The 14621-nt window shown below is 68.9% G+C and carries 13 protein-coding genes and 1 pseudogene; 8 read left to right on the forward strand and 6 right to left on the reverse strand.

Going from position 1 to position 14621, the window contains the following annotated elements; translation table 11 throughout:
- Nucleotides 1–146: 146 nt before the first annotated feature.
- Nucleotides 147–1247 carry a pyridoxal phosphate-dependent aminotransferase gene (locus tag NGM06_RS09885; RefSeq protein WP_254270015.1) on the reverse strand — a complete coding sequence of 367 codons (1101 nt, stop codon included), beginning with the start codon at nt 1245–1247 and terminating at the stop codon, nt 147–149.
- Between the two features lie 94 nt (nt 1248–1341).
- Here NGM06_RS09885 and NGM06_RS09890 point away from each other — a divergent pair, with 94 nt between their 5' ends.
- The 5 genes from NGM06_RS09890 to NGM06_RS09910 all read left to right on the forward strand — a co-directional run bounded on the left by NGM06_RS09890 (nt 1342) and on the right by NGM06_RS09910 (nt 5721).
- The gene (locus NGM06_RS09890; RefSeq protein WP_254266802.1) at nt 1342–1698 is read left to right on the forward strand and encodes an ester cyclase; all 357 of its coding nucleotides are present in this window, start codon (nt 1342–1344) and stop codon (nt 1696–1698) included.
- A gap of 171 nt (nt 1699–1869) precedes the next feature.
- Nucleotides 1870–2652: a DUF7388 family protein gene (locus tag NGM06_RS09895; RefSeq protein ID WP_254266803.1), complete on the forward strand. Its 783-nt coding sequence runs from the start codon at nt 1870–1872 to the stop codon at nt 2650–2652.
- Nucleotides 2653–2743: 91 nt separating this feature from the next.
- Nucleotides 2744–3463 (forward strand): fumarylacetoacetate hydrolase family protein, encoded by a 720-nt coding sequence (locus NGM06_RS09900; RefSeq protein ID WP_254266804.1) that lies wholly within the window; start codon nt 2744–2746, stop codon nt 3461–3463.
- A gap of 321 nt (nt 3464–3784) precedes the next feature.
- Nucleotides 3785–4555, forward strand: a complete 771-nt coding sequence (locus tag NGM06_RS09905) for a creatininase family protein (protein WP_254266805.1) — start codon at nt 3785–3787, stop codon at nt 4553–4555.
- Nucleotides 4552–5721, forward strand: a complete 1170-nt coding sequence (locus tag NGM06_RS09910) for an NAD(P)/FAD-dependent oxidoreductase (protein ID WP_254266806.1) — start codon at nt 4552–4554, stop codon at nt 5719–5721. Before NGM06_RS09905 ends, NGM06_RS09910 begins: the two co-directional genes overlap by 4 nt.
- A gap of 3 nt (nt 5722–5724) precedes the next feature.
- Here NGM06_RS09910 and NGM06_RS09915 read toward each other — a convergent pair whose 3' ends face one another.
- The 4 genes and pseudogenes from NGM06_RS09915 to NGM06_RS09930 form a co-directional block, all read right to left on the reverse strand.
- Entirely contained in the window at nt 5725–7851 is a 2127-nt protein-coding gene (locus NGM06_RS09915; protein WP_254266807.1) for a beta-glucosidase family protein, read from the reverse strand.
- A gap of 130 nt (nt 7852–7981) precedes the next feature.
- Nucleotides 7982–8371: pseudogene (locus NGM06_RS09920) on the reverse strand (Hsp20/alpha crystallin family protein); the annotation flags it as partial.
- Nucleotides 8368–8526 carry a DUF7559 family protein gene (locus NGM06_RS09925; protein WP_254266808.1) on the reverse strand — a complete coding sequence of 53 codons (159 nt, stop codon included), beginning with the start codon at nt 8524–8526 and terminating at the stop codon, nt 8368–8370. The pseudogene NGM06_RS09920 and the gene NGM06_RS09925, both read right to left, overlap by 4 nt.
- A 76-nt stretch (nt 8527–8602) precedes the next feature.
- Complete coding sequence (locus NGM06_RS09930; protein WP_254266809.1) at nt 8603–10132, reverse strand: hypothetical protein; 1530 nt, start codon at nt 10130–10132, stop codon at nt 8603–8605.
- 241 nt (nt 10133–10373) lie between these two features.
- Here NGM06_RS09930 and NGM06_RS09935 point away from each other — a divergent pair, with 241 nt between their 5' ends.
- From NGM06_RS09935 to NGM06_RS09945, 3 genes are all read left to right on the forward strand, one after another.
- Nucleotides 10374–11204 carry a hypothetical protein gene (locus NGM06_RS09935; RefSeq protein WP_254266810.1) on the forward strand — a complete coding sequence of 277 codons (831 nt, stop codon included), beginning with the start codon at nt 10374–10376 and terminating at the stop codon, nt 11202–11204.
- A gap of 136 nt (nt 11205–11340) precedes the next feature.
- A complete protein-coding gene (locus tag NGM06_RS09940) occupies nt 11341–13068 on the forward strand; it encodes a radical SAM protein (protein ID WP_254266811.1) in 1728 nt (575 codons plus the stop codon).
- An 81-nt stretch (nt 13069–13149) separates the two neighbouring features.
- Complete coding sequence (locus tag NGM06_RS09945) at nt 13150–13875, forward strand: hypothetical protein (protein WP_254266812.1); 726 nt, start codon at nt 13150–13152, stop codon at nt 13873–13875.
- Nucleotides 13876–13933: 58 nt separating this feature from the next.
- Here the strand turns inward: NGM06_RS09945 and NGM06_RS09950 are convergent, their stop codons facing one another.
- Nucleotides 13934–14554, reverse strand: a complete 621-nt coding sequence (locus tag NGM06_RS09950) for a DUF106 domain-containing protein (RefSeq protein WP_254266813.1) — start codon at nt 14552–14554, stop codon at nt 13934–13936.
- Nucleotides 14555–14621: the final 67 nt, after the last annotated feature.

Genomic DNA, 14621 nt, shown 5'->3' on the forward strand with positions numbered 1-14621 from the left:
GCGGGCAGATAGCTGGCGAGTCAGTCAGCAGTGTCGCTCGGCGGTGCCACCGCCCCGCGGTGGCGGTAAAGCCGCCTTACCCCGTAACCGCCAGTCCGACTACCCGGAAACGGCTGTGCCACGGAAAGCACACTCGACAGCGACGCCTACGCGAAGTAGTCCGCCAGTCGGTCGGCGGCCGCCTCGACGCGCGGCGAGACGAGCGCGAACCGGAGCCAGTCGTCGAACGACTCGCCGAACGCCTCGCCGGGCATCCCCGCGACGCCCGCTTCGTCCACGAGTCGCTCGACGTTCTCCAGCGTGCCGGGGAAGTCGGGGAACCGAGCCATCACGTAGAACGCGCCGTCGGGCGAGGAGTAGTCCGCGCCCGCCGCGTCCAGCGCCGCGGTGAACGTCTCGACGCGCTCTTCGAGGAGCTGTCGGTTCGCCTCGTAGTAGGCCGGGTCGGTGTTCCGTAGCGCGTGGAGGACGGCGTACTGGCCGGGCCGCGTCGTCGCGACGTTGGTGAGCATGTGGCGAGTCTTGGCCACGTCCACTAGCGACTCGGGGAAAACGGCGTACCCCACCCGGAACCCCGTGATGGCGAACGTCTTCGAGTAGGAGTTGGTCACGACGCGATGGTCGGAGTCGAACGACAGCGCCGAGGTGAACTCCCCGGAGAAGTCGAAGTGGTCGTACACCTCGTCGCTGACGAGCAGCGCGTCGTACTCCTCGGCGATAGCCACGAGTTCGCGCATCGTCCCCTCGTCGTACACCGCGCCCGTGGGGTTGTTCGGCGTGTTCACCACGATTCCGGCGGTCTCGTCGCTGGCGGCCTCGCGCACGTCCGCGGGGTCGAGCGACCCGTCGTCAGCGGTGGTGACGTACCGCGCCGTCGCGCCGAGCATCTTGGTCTTGCCCGGATAGTACGGGTAGACGGGGTCGGTGAGGACGAACTCCGACCCGCGCTCGCGCTCCAACGCTCGGGCCATCGCGAGGTAGTTGGCCTCACCGCCGCCGTTCGTCACGACGACCTGCGACTCCGCGACGTTCCGGCGCTCGGCTATCTCCTCGCGGAGTTCGGCCAACCCCTCGCTGGGCGGATACTGGAAGTCCGCGCCGCCGAGGTCGGCGTACTCGTGGAGTCCCTCGCTGATGGCCTCGGGCGACCCCCAGTCGGGGTTGCCGCTCACCATGTCCACCACATCCCGGTCGGCGTCGGCGGCGTACTGCATCACGTGGAAGAACAGCGGCGTGTCGTAGTCCATGGTGAGATGCTCGGACGCCGAGTAGGTCTTTCTTTCGTTCGGTGCCACCGCGCTCCGTCGAAAAGAACTACTCGTTGCGCTGTGAGTTCCGACTATGGCGACCGCAGATACCGAGGCAGTACGAGCGTACTACGAGTACATCGACGCCGACGACTACGAGTCGGTGTTCTCGCTGTTCGCCGCCGACGTGACCTACGAGCGTCCCGGACAGTCGAACCTCTCTGGGATGGACGAGTTCCGCGAGTTCTACCTCGAAGACCGGCCGCTCGAAGACGGCGACCACGAAATCCACGACGTGGTCGCCGAGGGTGATACGGTCGCGGTCCGCGGCGAGTTCGCCGGAACGCAGGGCGACGAGGCGGTGTCGTTCGGCTTCGCGGACTTCCACCGCTTCGACGAGGACGGGCAGATTACCGAGCGGTGGACCTACACGGACCGAGACGAGGTGTGAGTCGCCGGTCAGCGAGTTCGGGGCGCTACCGTCGGTAAGAATCGTGCGCGCCGATACCCTTTTGACCCTCCCGCGGGTACCAGTGGCTACATGGTCGCACAGACGATGGATCGCGTTCCGCAAGGGCAGTAGACGAGTAGCACGAGTGACTGTTGCTGGAGGTGTTCGTAAATGCTGACGACTGGGAAGACTATCGTAGAGACTGGACTGGACGCAGCCGCGCTCAAACCCGCAGAGTGTGACGTATCGCGCGCGGTCGAACTCCCCTTCGAGACTGTCGCCATCGACTACGAAGGGTGCGAACACCTCCCGGACGAGGAGACGCTGGCCGGAATCGCCCGCCAGAAGGAGGTTCGCCTGACGACGCCCGTCAGGGCCGACGGGTTCGACCCGCTCGGCGACGACGCGGCCTACGACCGGATTCCCGAGAGCGTGGACCGGGTCGCGGTCGCCGGACACCCCGCCTACCTCACCGACGAGGAGCGCGGGAGAGCGGTCGCGCCCCGCCTTCGGTCCGCGGTCGAGCGCGACCCCGGCGCGTGGGTCGGCACCGAAGGCGTCGAACGCCTCGCGCTGGCGACGGGGGCGACCCAGTTCGAACTCCTCTCCCGGACTACCGAACGAGACTTACAGGCACTGCGGGCCGCCGGGTTCGACGGCGAAATCGCGGTGTACGCGCCGACGGTTCTCACCGACGACGAGGACGAGATTCTGGACGCGGTGGGCGCGTACGCCGCTCGCCGGGGTCCCGTGGCGAGCGCGCTCCCCGAGGGCGCGGCCACCGACAGCGCGGCGTCCGACAGAGCGCGCGAGGTCCTTTCGGCCGCGACTCGGGACTACGCGCTGGTCGGCACGCCCGCGGAAGTCGGCGAGCGCGTGGCGGCGCTGAAGGACGCGGGGGCAGACCTCGTGGTGGGCTATCCCGCCCGCGGCATCGAGGAGTTCGTCGAGTAGGGCGGGTCTCGAGGAACTTGTCGTCGCCCTGTTCCGGGCTACTACCGGCGCGGGTCGGTACGCATTTCCCGGCCGGTTCCGAAATCGAGGTATGCGAGTTGCCCGCCTGTTGACCGCGGACGGACCAGTCAGTGGCGAGTACGAGGACGGCGTCGTCCACGCGACGGACGGCACCTACGAGGTCGGCCGAGACGGGAGACTGCTCCCGCCCTGCGACCCCTCGGCGCTGTACTGCGTCGGCCGCAACTATGCCGAGACGCTCGACCAGATGGAGTACGAGCGCCCCGAGGAACCGGACTTCTTCATCAAACCGCCGACCTCGCTGGTCGCCCACGGCGAACCGATTCCGTACCCCGAGTTCACCGACGAACTCACCTACGCGGGCGAGCTGGCGGCGGTCGTCGGCGAGCGCTGCCGGAACGTCACGCCCGAAGAGGTACCCGAGGTCGTCCGCGGTTACACGATACTCAACGACGTGGACGCGCTCGACCAGCAGGGCCGGACCGCTCGGAAGGCCTTCGACGGGTCGGGACCGCTCGGGCCGTGGATAGAGACCGACGTGGACCCGACCGCCATCGACATGTGGACCGACGTCGCCGGGGAACGCCGACAGAAGGCCAACACCGAACTGATGCTGTTCGGCCCGCGCGAAGTCGTCTCCTACCTCTCCGAGCGGTTCACTCTCCGTCCGGGCGACGTGATAGCGTTCGGGAGTCCGGCGAACCCCGGACTGGTCGAACCGGGCGACGAGGTCGAAATCACCTACGAGGGCGTCGGTACCCTCCGGAACGAAGTCGTCGCGCGAGACTGATCGTCTGTGTCTACGAGCGAGAACTGGGCGGAAAACAACTCGAAAGCCCCTGCCCGCTCGCGGTCGTCGTCCGAGAGAGCTTTGCTCTCTCGTGATCACGAAAGACGCTTCGCGTCTTTCGAACGACTCAGCGGGATATTTCGGGCGCAGAACTGTGCGCCCGAAATAGTGGCCGCGCTGAGACGACTGAACTGAACGCGAGCGGGCGGCCCCTTTCAGTCCACCCCAGACGATGCGGGTCGGTCGGCCCACTATCGCCGCCTCCAACCCCGTTTTTCCGACGGGCACACCTCTAAGTGCCCGGTCGCCCTTCCCCCGGCCATGAGTCGACGGTATCTCCACGAACACACGACGACCACGGCCGCCGACGCCTTCGCGGACGCCGAGGTCGCGGTCCTGCCGACCGGCAGCGTCGAGCAGCACGGTCCCGCGCTCCCCCTCGGGACCGACCTGCTGGCGGCCCGCGCGGTCGCCGAGACGGTCGCCGACCGCCCCGACGCCGTCCTCCTCCCGGCGATTCCGGTCGGCGTCAGCGCCCACCACCGCCAGTTCGACGGGACGCTCTGGACCGACCCCGAGACCTTCGAGCGCTACGTCGCGGACATCGTGGCCAGCGTCGCCGACCACGGCGTTCGGAAGGCGGTGGTCGTCAACGGGCACGGCGGGAACGACGACGCGCTCCGGCGCGCCGCCCGCGGCCTCCGCGACGAGGAGGTCGCCTTCGCCGCGCCGTGGAACTGGTGGTCGAACCTCGACGCCCTCGTCGAGGAGGAACTCGACACGTCGCTGGGCCACGCCGACGAGGTCGAGACGAGCATGATGCTCGCCGTCGCGGGCGACCTCGTACGCGAGGCGGCGCTCGAAGACGCCGAGGAGCGCGGGGCCGACTCGTGGGGCGAGTCGGTCCGGGGCGCGTCGGTCGGGTTCGACGCCATCGACTTCACCGAGAGCGGCGCGGTCGGCCGCCCCACGGAGGGGTCGGCGGCGGTCGGCGAGAGACTGCTCGACCACGCGAGCGACGACCTCGCGGCGCTCGTGGAGTGGTTGGCTGAACAGGACGCAGAGTCGCTCTGGCCCCGGGGGCACAAATGAGGGGGAGCGACGAGACGCGCCCGACGGTCGCGGTCATCGGCGGCGGCGCGGTCGGCGTCACCGCGGCCTACGACCTCGCCCGACGCGACGCCGAGGTCGTCGTCTACGAGAAAGGCGAAATCGGCGGCGCGAGCACGGGCCGGGCGGCGGGCGTCCTCTACGACGCCTTCGCCGCGCCCGAGGACGCTCGGGTCGGCGAGCGGGCCATCGAGCGGTTCCGCGAGTTCTCGGGCGACGGCGACTTCGAGTTCCGCGAGACGCCCTACGTCTGGTTCGCCCGCGAGGGCGACGAGAAGCGCGCCGAGGCCCTCCGCGAACAGGTGCCCCAAATGCGCGAGCAGGGCCGGGACGTGTCGTTCGCCGACGTCGCGGACCTCCGCGACCGATTCTCCGCGGTCGATTGGAGCGACGTCGGCGTGGCGGCGGTCGCCGAGAACGCCGGGCACACCGACCCCGGAAGCTACGCCGACCTGCTCGCCGAGAAGGCCCGCGACGCGGGCGCGACGGTCCGGACCGGCGTCGAGGCGCGAGTCGACGCCGACGACCTCGCGGTCGACAGTGTCGCGGCCGAGAGCGCCGCCGCCGACGACGGCCGCGAGCGCGAACTCTTCGATGCGATTCTGGTGGCCGCGGGCGCTCACACCAAGCGCCTGCTCGCCATCGCCGGGATTCCGGTCCCGCTCAAACCCTACCGGGTGCAGGCGCTGACCGCGGGATACGACGAGGAGCGCAGGGCCGACCTGCCGATGTGCTACGACGCGACCGGCGGCTACTACCTCCGTCCCCACCCCGAGGGCCTGTTGGCTGGCGACGGCACCGAGGAGGTCGAGAGCGACCCCGACGACTGGAAGCGCGACGCCGACCGGGAGTTCCGCGATATCACCCGCGACCGACTCGCCCGCCGCCTCGGCGACTTCGGCGCGGTGCGGGACTCGTGGGCGGGCCTCTGCGTGGCCACGCCCGACCGCGACCCCCTGCTCGGCGAGTTGCGCGACGGCCTGTTCGTCGCGGCCGGATGGCAGGGCCACGGGTTCATGCGCGCCCCGGCGCTCGGGGAGGCGGCCGCGGAGTCGATACTCGGCGAGACGCCGCTCCCGGAGTTCGACCCGAACCGCTTCGAGGGCGACGAGGAGTTCGACGTGGTCGAGGGGATGACGGTCGAGTGACCCCTATCGCTCGGTCTCGACGGTCTCCCGAATGTCCCGTGACGACCGGCCCACTTCGACAGTGTACGTTCCGGGGTCGGTGACCCACCCGTCGTCGGGGTCGTAGCGGGCGAACGCCCGGTCGCCGAGGGCCACCTCGACGGTCCGTGTCTCGCCGCCCTCTAGTGCGACGGCGGCGCTACAGGCCAGTTCCCGCACGGGGCGCTCGACGCCGTCCGGTGCCTCTGGCGGGCGGACGTACGCCTGTACGACCTCGCGTCCCGGTCGGTCGGCGCAGTTCGCCACCGTGACCCGGACCGTCTCGCCGTCCACGTCGGCGGCCTCGTACCGGAAGTCGGCGTAGGAGTGACCGTGGCCGAACGGGTAGGTCGGTTCCGCGTCCGCGGCGTCGAAGTGGCGGTAGCCGACGAACACGCCCTCCGAGTACGCGGCCTCGTCCCCGACGCCGGGGTACTGCGCTTCGTCGGTGGTGGGGTAGGCGTCCTCCGGGGCGAAGGTGACCGGGAGGCGTCCGCTCGGGTCGCGGTCGCCGTACAACACGTCGGCGAGCGCGTCGCCGTGGGCCTGTCCGGGGTACCACGCCGCGAGCAGGGCCGCGACGTCGTCGTGCCACGGCAGTTCCACCGGCCCGCTGGAGTTGACGACGACGACCGTCCGCTCGGCCGCCTCGGCGACCGCCTCGACCAGTTCGTCCTGTCTGCCGGGGAGTTGCAGGGTCTCCCGGTCGCGGGCCTCGGTGGTGGCGTCGCGCACGGCCACCACGGCGACGTCGGCGTCCTCGGCGGCCGCGACCGCCTCGTCTATCGAGGGGTCCGGGTCGGTGGCCGCGTCGCCGCTCTCCTCGTCTGAGTCGTCGTCTATGTAGGGAAGCAGGTCGAACAGGGAGACGTCCTCGATTTTGGGGACACCGCGCGCGACGGTCACCTCGCCGTCGGCCCGTGCCTCGATTCCCTCGCGGGGACTGACCGAGCGGAACGGGGTCGTCTCCGAGGACCCGCCCCCGCCGAGGGTCGCCTCGTGAACGTTCGGTCCGATTACTGCGACCTCGGTCTCGTCGTCCAGCGGCAGGACGCCGTCGTTCTCCAGCAGGACCGTTCCGCGGGCCGCGACTCGCTCCGCGAGTTCGCGGTGGGCGGGCGTGTCCAGCGCGCCCTCGCCCCGGTCGCCGTCGAGCAGGCCGATTCGGTCCATCTGACCGAGCACCCGCGCCGCCATGTCGTCGAGTCGCTCGGCGGGGACCGCCCCGTCCTCGACGGCCTCGGCTAGCGGGTCGCCGAAGAGACCCGCCTTCGTCGGGTCCGGGATGCCATCGAGCGACGACACGTCTGCGGCGTCCGGGGGTGCGTCGCTCTCGTCTCCGTCGCGGATGGCGGCGGGGGAGACGCCCGGCATCTCCAGGTCGAGTCCGGCGTTCGCCGCGGCGACCGTACTCTCGAGGCCGTACCAGTCCGAGACGACGAACCCGTCGAACCCCCACTCGTCTTTGAGGAGGTCGGACACCAGTTCGCGGTGATCGCTCATGTGGGTGCCGTTCACCCGGTTGTAGGCGGTCATCACCGCCCCGACGTCCGCCTCGACGGCCGCGCGGAACGCCGGGAGGTAGAGTTCCCGCAACGTCCGCTCGTCCACCTCGGCGCTGACCTCGGTGCGGTTGCGCTCCTGATTGTTGGCGACGTAGTGTTTCACCGTCGCCACCACGTCCTCGTCGTGAATCCCTTCGACGACGCCCGCGACTAGGTCGCTCGCCAGTTGCGGGTCCTCGGAGAAGTACTCGAAGTTGCGACCGCAGTGGGGCACCCGGACGATGTTCGCGCCGGGAGCGAGCAGTGCGTCTTGGTCGTGTGCCTTCGCCTCGCGCGCCATCGCCGCGCCCTGCTCGCGGGCGAGGTCCGGGTCGAACGTCGCCGCCAGCGCGAGCGAGGCCGGAAACGCCGTCGCGCGCTCGTCCTCGGCGCGCACGCCCAGCGGTCCGTCTACCAGTCTGAACTCCGGCACGTCGAGGCGCTCGACGCCGGGCAGGTACCCCGTCGCGGTGCCCGCCGGGTCGGCGCCACCCCGGACGAGTCGGAGTTTCTCCTCCCGCGCGAGTTCGTCTACCAGTCGCTGGACTCGGTCGGTCGTGTCGGTCATAGCGGACGGTCCGAGTGGCTGACAGTTATGTGTTGGTATCGGTACGAGAAACGCCGGTGTCGCCCGCCAATCGGCCGTCGGATACGGAGGCGGAAGCGTCTGACTACGCTTCGGCCGATTCGGTCGGGGAGTCGTCGGCCGTCTCCTCGCGCTTCGGGACCCGAACCCGGAGGGTACCGTGTTCGGTCAGGGTCGCGGACGCTTCGTTCGCGTCCACCACGGCGTCCGTCGGGAGGTCGGCCTTCCCGTCGAGCGAGAGACCGCGGCCGGGGAACAGCATCTCGAAGCCCTCGTAGTAGTCGCGGAAGCGGTCGATTCGGACGTGGACCGCACCCTCGGCGTAGCGGACCTGCACGTCGCTTCCGGTCGCGCCGGGCGCGTCGAACACGACGAGGTAGGCGTCGTCGCTCTCCAGCAGGTCCACGGGGAGGGGCTTGGACTCTTGGACCTTGCTGGCGGCCCGGCCGACGCGCTGGAGGACGGCGCTCCCGACAGACCGGCCGATCTCTCGGATGGTCATAGCTCGATTTCCCGGAGGGTGTCGGTTCGAGTGCAGTACGGACACTGAAAGTCCTCGACACCGACGTCGTCGGGCATATCGTAGGTGTAGTGCATCTCGAACATGTCCAGTTCGCACTCGTCGTTCGTACACTTCACTTCGAGCGTCGCGGGCATGTCCGAATTTAACGGCCCGGTGACCATAAACACGAGGGCTTCGGCGATTCTGTGGGTCGAGACCGCCGACATCCGACTAGTCGTCCTCGTCGCCTCCTCGCTCGCCGCCGCGACCCTTTCCGTTCTCTTTCCCCTTCTTCTTCCCTCGACCTCGTCCGTTTTCCTTCCCTCGGCCCTTTCCGTTCCCCTTCCCTCGGCTCTTTCCCTGACCTCCTCCGCGTCCGTCTCCGCCACCGCGTTCGCCTTCGTCGTCGCCGCCGTCGTCCTCCTCGGCTTCGTCTTCTCGCTCGTCTCCGTTGTCGTCGCCGCCCTCCTCCTCGTCCTCTGCCTCGTTCCCATCCTCTTTCGTCTCGTCTTCGTCCTTCTTCGCCTGTTCGCTCCCCTCGCTTTCCTCCTCCGCCTCACGCTCACTACTCTCCTCTTTCTCGTCTTCCTTCTCCTCCTCGTCTTCCTCCGGGTCGTCCTCGTCGCCGTTCGGCACGATTCGGACCTCCGCGGACCCCTCGACGGTCCGCCCGCTCTCGGTCTCGCCGGTCAGTTGCACGCGGTCGGTGTCCCGGTCGATGCCCGTCGCGTCCGTCCGGAAGAGGAGTTTGAGGTCGGTTCGGCCGTCGCCGTCCGCGTCGGTACGGATTCGTTTGACCGGACTCGTGCGCTTCGTTCCGTCCTCCGGCCCGAACGCGACGCTTCCGGGAGCGAGCGTCGTGGCGTCGAACTGGTCGGTCGAGCGCACGACGACCGGCAGACGGCCGTGGCTTCGCGGGTTCACCTTCCCGGGGACGACCGTCACGTCGGCCGAAATCGGCTCCGATTGGCGGTCGTCTTGCTCGGTCGTCGTCTCCTCCGTCGTCTCGCGCCGGGTCGTCGTAGTCGTCGTCCCGCCGCACGTTCCGGTGCGCACCACGAGCGGTTCGTCCAGCGCCAGCGAGACCCGGTCGGGGTCGCTCCGGTCGCCCGAGAGGACCTGCCAGTCGGTTATCTCGCCCTCGTACGGGTCGCCGTACAGCGCCGCGGCCCGATTGAACGCCGGGTCGATGGTGACGGCGAACTCCTCGCCGAGGGGGCGGTAGGCCCCGCCGTCGGACCGCCCGTCGGTCCACGTCCAGTCCACGGACCACCCGTCGGCGGTGCGGTCGAAGGTGTCGTAGTTGCTCGGCGCGTCGTAGTCGTCGTCGCCGACGACCCACGACCCACGGCCGGGGTTCTCGAACCCGAGGTCGAACGTCACCGCGCCCCCGGAAGTGCCGTCGTTCAGTTCGTCGTGGACGACGACCAGACTCAGACCCTCCGGACCGTCGTAGAGGAAGCAGATACTGGTCTCGGGGCGCTGGAGGTCGGTCGTCCCGTAGGAACTGTAGGCCGCGCCCGACGGGGAGGTGTAGGGCGTCCGGTAGTCGTAGAAGGCTTCGACGGTCTCGTCGCCCGAGAGCGGCGTTATCGGGATGCAATGGTCGCCCTGTTCGACGACGTACCCGGGCGTGTCGAGCGCGTCTACTTGCCGGGCGAGCGTCCGCTGGGCGACGCCCGCGCCGCCGATTCCGGTCGCCAGCGCCGCGAGGACGCCGCGTCGCTCGATACCGTCGATGGAGGAGTCTCGTTCGGACATGCCAATCGCCGACCGTTCGTTGGACCGAACCGGACATTGTTCCGCGCCGCCTACTACCGTACGGCTGATACGTTCGTCTCGACGGGCCGAACCGCCACGCGTCAGTCCGCGATTGAACTCACGTGAACGGTGCGAACGGTGACTTCAGGCTCCGTACAACGTCGGCGCGACCGGAGTCCGAACCGGTCGCCGGGAAGCCGTCGGCGGTCACGAACGGTGAGCAGGCGGACACTCGCCAGAGATGACAGCTATCAAATGGGTGGCGGTACGACTGTCGTACATGCGACTCCGCCGCCCCGAACCCCGACACGCCCCCCTCTCGCTCGGTTTCCTCGCCGGTCTCGCCGGGTTCCTCGCGACGCCGGGACCGTGGCCGACCGACCCCGTCCTCGGCATCGGTCTCGGCACTTGCGTCAGTGTCGTCGTGTGGGCCGTCCTCGAACAGGTACCGGACGCGTTCGACCGGGCGGTCGAAGCGCGCGCTCAGTGGGTCCTCGCCGGTCTCGGTCTCCTTCCGGCCGCGGTCCTCTTCGGCCCCGCTCTGTTCGGCGCGCCGACGCCGCCCGGGGGAACGTCGGTTCGAGTACTCGTCTTCACGGTCGCGGCGTTCCTCGTGGCCGCCATGGGGGAGCAACACCGCGGGATGCTCCTGCTGGAGCGCGGACAGGTCCGCGGGAGAGTTTTCGCCGTCCAGTCCAAGTGGCGACAGTTCGCGCTGGGAATCGTCGGCGCTACCGTGGCTCTCTTGGTCATCTCGTACACGATTGCTGATTCGTTCTCGATAGGGTCGCTCGTCGGAACCGTCGTCGGAATGCTCATCGGGAACGGTCTCACCGGCACCGAGGAGTACGAACTCGTCGCGCTCGACGACCACCTTCTGGTCCGGCAGCGAGGCGGGTGGGGAGCGACCGCGATTCCGTGGCGGCGACTCGGCGACGTGACCGTCGAAGGCGACACCCTCCGGGTCGCCCGCGGCCCGCCGTACTTCACCGTCTACACGGCCGACCTCACGGAGCTATCTGACCGACGCGCCGCGGTCGAAGCGTTCCGGTCGTACCCGTACCTTCACTGACCGCGGCCGTGCCGCCTTCGGTCACGGACCGTCGCGTTAGCCCTCCAACGTCACAGCCTTCTCCAGCGCCGTGCTGGTCCTGCCAGTCCGGCGGCGTGTAGTCATCGTTTTACCCGTCGAGCGGCAACTTCCCCGCATGACCGACCTCACGGACCTCGACGTGACCCTCGTGGACGGGTACGTCGACGAACCGGCCCACTTCGGTGTCCCGCCCTACATCTCGACCTACCCGCGGTACACCGCGGGGGCCATCGTGGACGCGGGCGTCCCCGCGGAGAACGTCACCTATCACACCATCGACGAACTCCGGGACGACTCCCACAAGTGGCGCGACGTGGAGGACGCCGACCTGTTCGTCTACATCGGCGGGATGACCGTCCCCGGCAAGTACGTCGGGGGCACCCCGGCCGAACCCGACGAAGTGCGCAAGATGGCGTGGACCGCCGACGGGACGAGTCTGATGGGCGGCCCGGTGAAGTTCGGCGTCGGCGACGAGAACGCCGGTGGCACCGAGACCGAGCGCGACGACCTCGACTTCGACTTCGTGGCGAAAGGCGACGTGGAAGCCGCGGCCTACGACCTGCTGGACAGCGGCTTAGAGGGGTTCGACAATCGGATGCGCGACAACGAGGAGATAGACCGGTGGGCCGCCTCCGGGGCGTTCGTCGTCGAGCAACACCCAAACCACCCGGACTACCTCATCTGCGAGATGGAGACGAGCAGGGGGTGTCCCTACCGCTGCTCGTTCTGCACGGAACCGCTCTACGGGAATCCCTCGTTCCGACGGCCGGAGTCGGTCGTCAGCGAGGTCGAGACGCTCTACGACCGGGGCGCGCGACACTTCCGACTCGGGCGGCAGGCCGACATCCTCGCCTACGGCGGCGACGGCGAGAAGCCGAACCCCGACGCGCTCCGCGACCTCTACGGCGGGATTCGGGAGGTCGCACCGGACCTCGGGACCCTCCACCTCGACAACATGAACCCCATCACGGTGGTCGAGTGGCCCGAGTTGGCCCGCGAGGGCATCCGGGTCATCGCCGAGCACAACACGCCGGGCGACACCGCCGCCTTCGGTCTCGAATCGGCCGACCCGCTCGTGCAGGACGAGAACAACCTCAACGTGACCGCCGAGGAGTGCTTCGAGGCGGTCAAAATCGTCAACGAGGAGGCCGGGTGGCGACCCGGCGAGGACCCCGCCGACGCGCCCACCCACGGCCGAGACGCCGCGAATCGCCTGCCCAAACTCCTGCCGGGCATCAACCTGCTCCACGGACTGAAGGGCGAGCGACGCGAGACGTTCGAACACAACAAGGAGTTCCTGAACCGGGTGTACGACGAGGGTCTGATGCTCCGCCGGGTCAACATCCGGCAGGTCATGGCGTTCGACGGCACCGAGATGAGCGACGTCGGCGCGGACATCGCCAACGACCACAAGAAACTGTTCAAGCAGTACAAGACCGAAGTCCGCGAGGAGATAGACAACCCGATGCTCCAGCGCCTCGCCCCGGCGGGGACGGTCCTACCGGACGTGCATCTCGAATACCACCAAGACGGGAAGACGTTCGGTCGCCAACTCGGCACCTACCCCCTGCTCGTCGGGATTCCGGGCGAGCGCGACCTCGGCCGGACCGTGGACGTGGCGGTCGTGGACCACGGCTACCGGTCTGTCACGGGCGTGCCATACCCCCTCGACGTGAACAGCGCGACGATGGACGAACTCACCGCGATTCCGGGCCTCGGTAAGCAGCGCGCCGGGAACATCGTCGTCGAGCGACCGTACGACTCCTCGGCCGAACTCGACGCCGATGTGGGCGTGGACCTGACCGAGTTCACGACCGCAAAAACGCCCGAGGGCGCCGACTGAGCCTCCACGGCGGTTTCGACGTGTCGCCCAGAGGCCACTACGCTTTTTGAGTTTTCCGCCTAACTACGCGACGTTCTCCGCATGCCCGATTCCCCCATTCGCGAGCGCGACGTCGCGCCTCACGCCGTCCCCGACGGACTGACGCTCGCGGCGTTCAACACCGACTGCTCCGAGGCGACCCTCGCGACCCTCGGCGACACGCTCGGCCGCTACCTCGACATCGACGACGTGACGGTCGGGACCACGCTGACCGACGAACGACCCGACGAGTTCGCGGTCCTCCACGACGACGTCCTCGTGGGCGGCGCGCTCGTCCACCCCAATCGGGGCGACGACCCGATAGGCGAAGCGGTTTCGCCGTTCCACCCGTCTGACACGCTCTTCATCGCCAGGTACGGCGACCGGGCCGGACTCCGCGCGCTGTCGAACCGCATCGAGACCTCGGCGTGGCGTGCGGGCGAGGGCCGACTCTACGTCGCGGGCCAGCAGCGGTTCGCTTCGATGGACGACCAGTGGGACATCTACGCCGACGTGGCCGAGGCGGGGTGCGAGGTCCACGTCTTCGAAGACCCCGCCTACGTCCCGAGCGACGACCGATTCGTCGTCCACGGCGATCGCCACGAGTTGGCGGGGACGTGGCTGGTCGTCTTCGATGGCGCGGGCAACGACGCGGCCAAGGCCGCGATGATCGTCGAGGAACGCGACCCGGACAGCTACTACGGCGTCTGGACGGTCGTTCCGGACCTCGTGGACGCCATCGTGGACCGAGTGACCGAAACGGCCGCAGGACAGCACCGGCCGGAGTAGCCCGACTGCCGACGGGCGGCGAACCGAAAGGATACGAGAACCGCCGAAAAGAGACCGCTCAGGCGAGTCGCGCGATGGCTCTCCGCGCGAGCAGGCCGGTCGAGAGCGAACAGCCGACGTACCACGCGAGCCAGACCTTCAACGGGCCGACGAGCGTCGCAGTCCATGCGACCTGACCGACGACCGGGAGCGCCAGCGCCGCGGGCGCGACGGCGGCGCTCGGCGCGACGAACACCCATCGGAGCCAGAGGAACACCGGGACCGAGACCAGCATGCTCCAGACCGCGGGTCGGAACTGGGTCTTCATCGCCGCGAGGTAGTCGGTCGTGAGTTCCATCTGCTCGTCGCGGAGGTCCTCGACGGCGTCCTCGTCGTCGCGCTCGCGGGCCGACTCCATCCGCTCGCGCAGGTCCGACATGCGCTCTTGGAGTCGCTCCACGCGTCGCTGGCTCCGGAGCTTCGTCTGGAGGACCGCCGACGAGAGACCGGTCGTCCCGGCGAGCAGCAGGACGAGAACCGAGAACGGCAGGATGGTCGTGGCCGGACCCAGCATGGCGTGTAACGCTCCCGCGACGCCCCGCTGTATCGGCGTCACGTAGTAACCGGCCATCAGCGTCAACGCGACGAGTCCCGCGAGTTTGTCGTACCCGGTCCACCCTTCGGACGATTCTGTGGCCATGCTAACACTTCGTCGGCGGGCCACCATCAATGTTCGGCTAGTTGACTGGTGGCGTCGCGCCGTCACG

Origin of the sequence: Halorussus aquaticus (assembly GCF_024218795.1) — an archaeon.
GTDB lineage: Archaea > Halobacteriota > Halobacteria > Halobacteriales > Haladaptataceae > Halorussus > Halorussus aquaticus.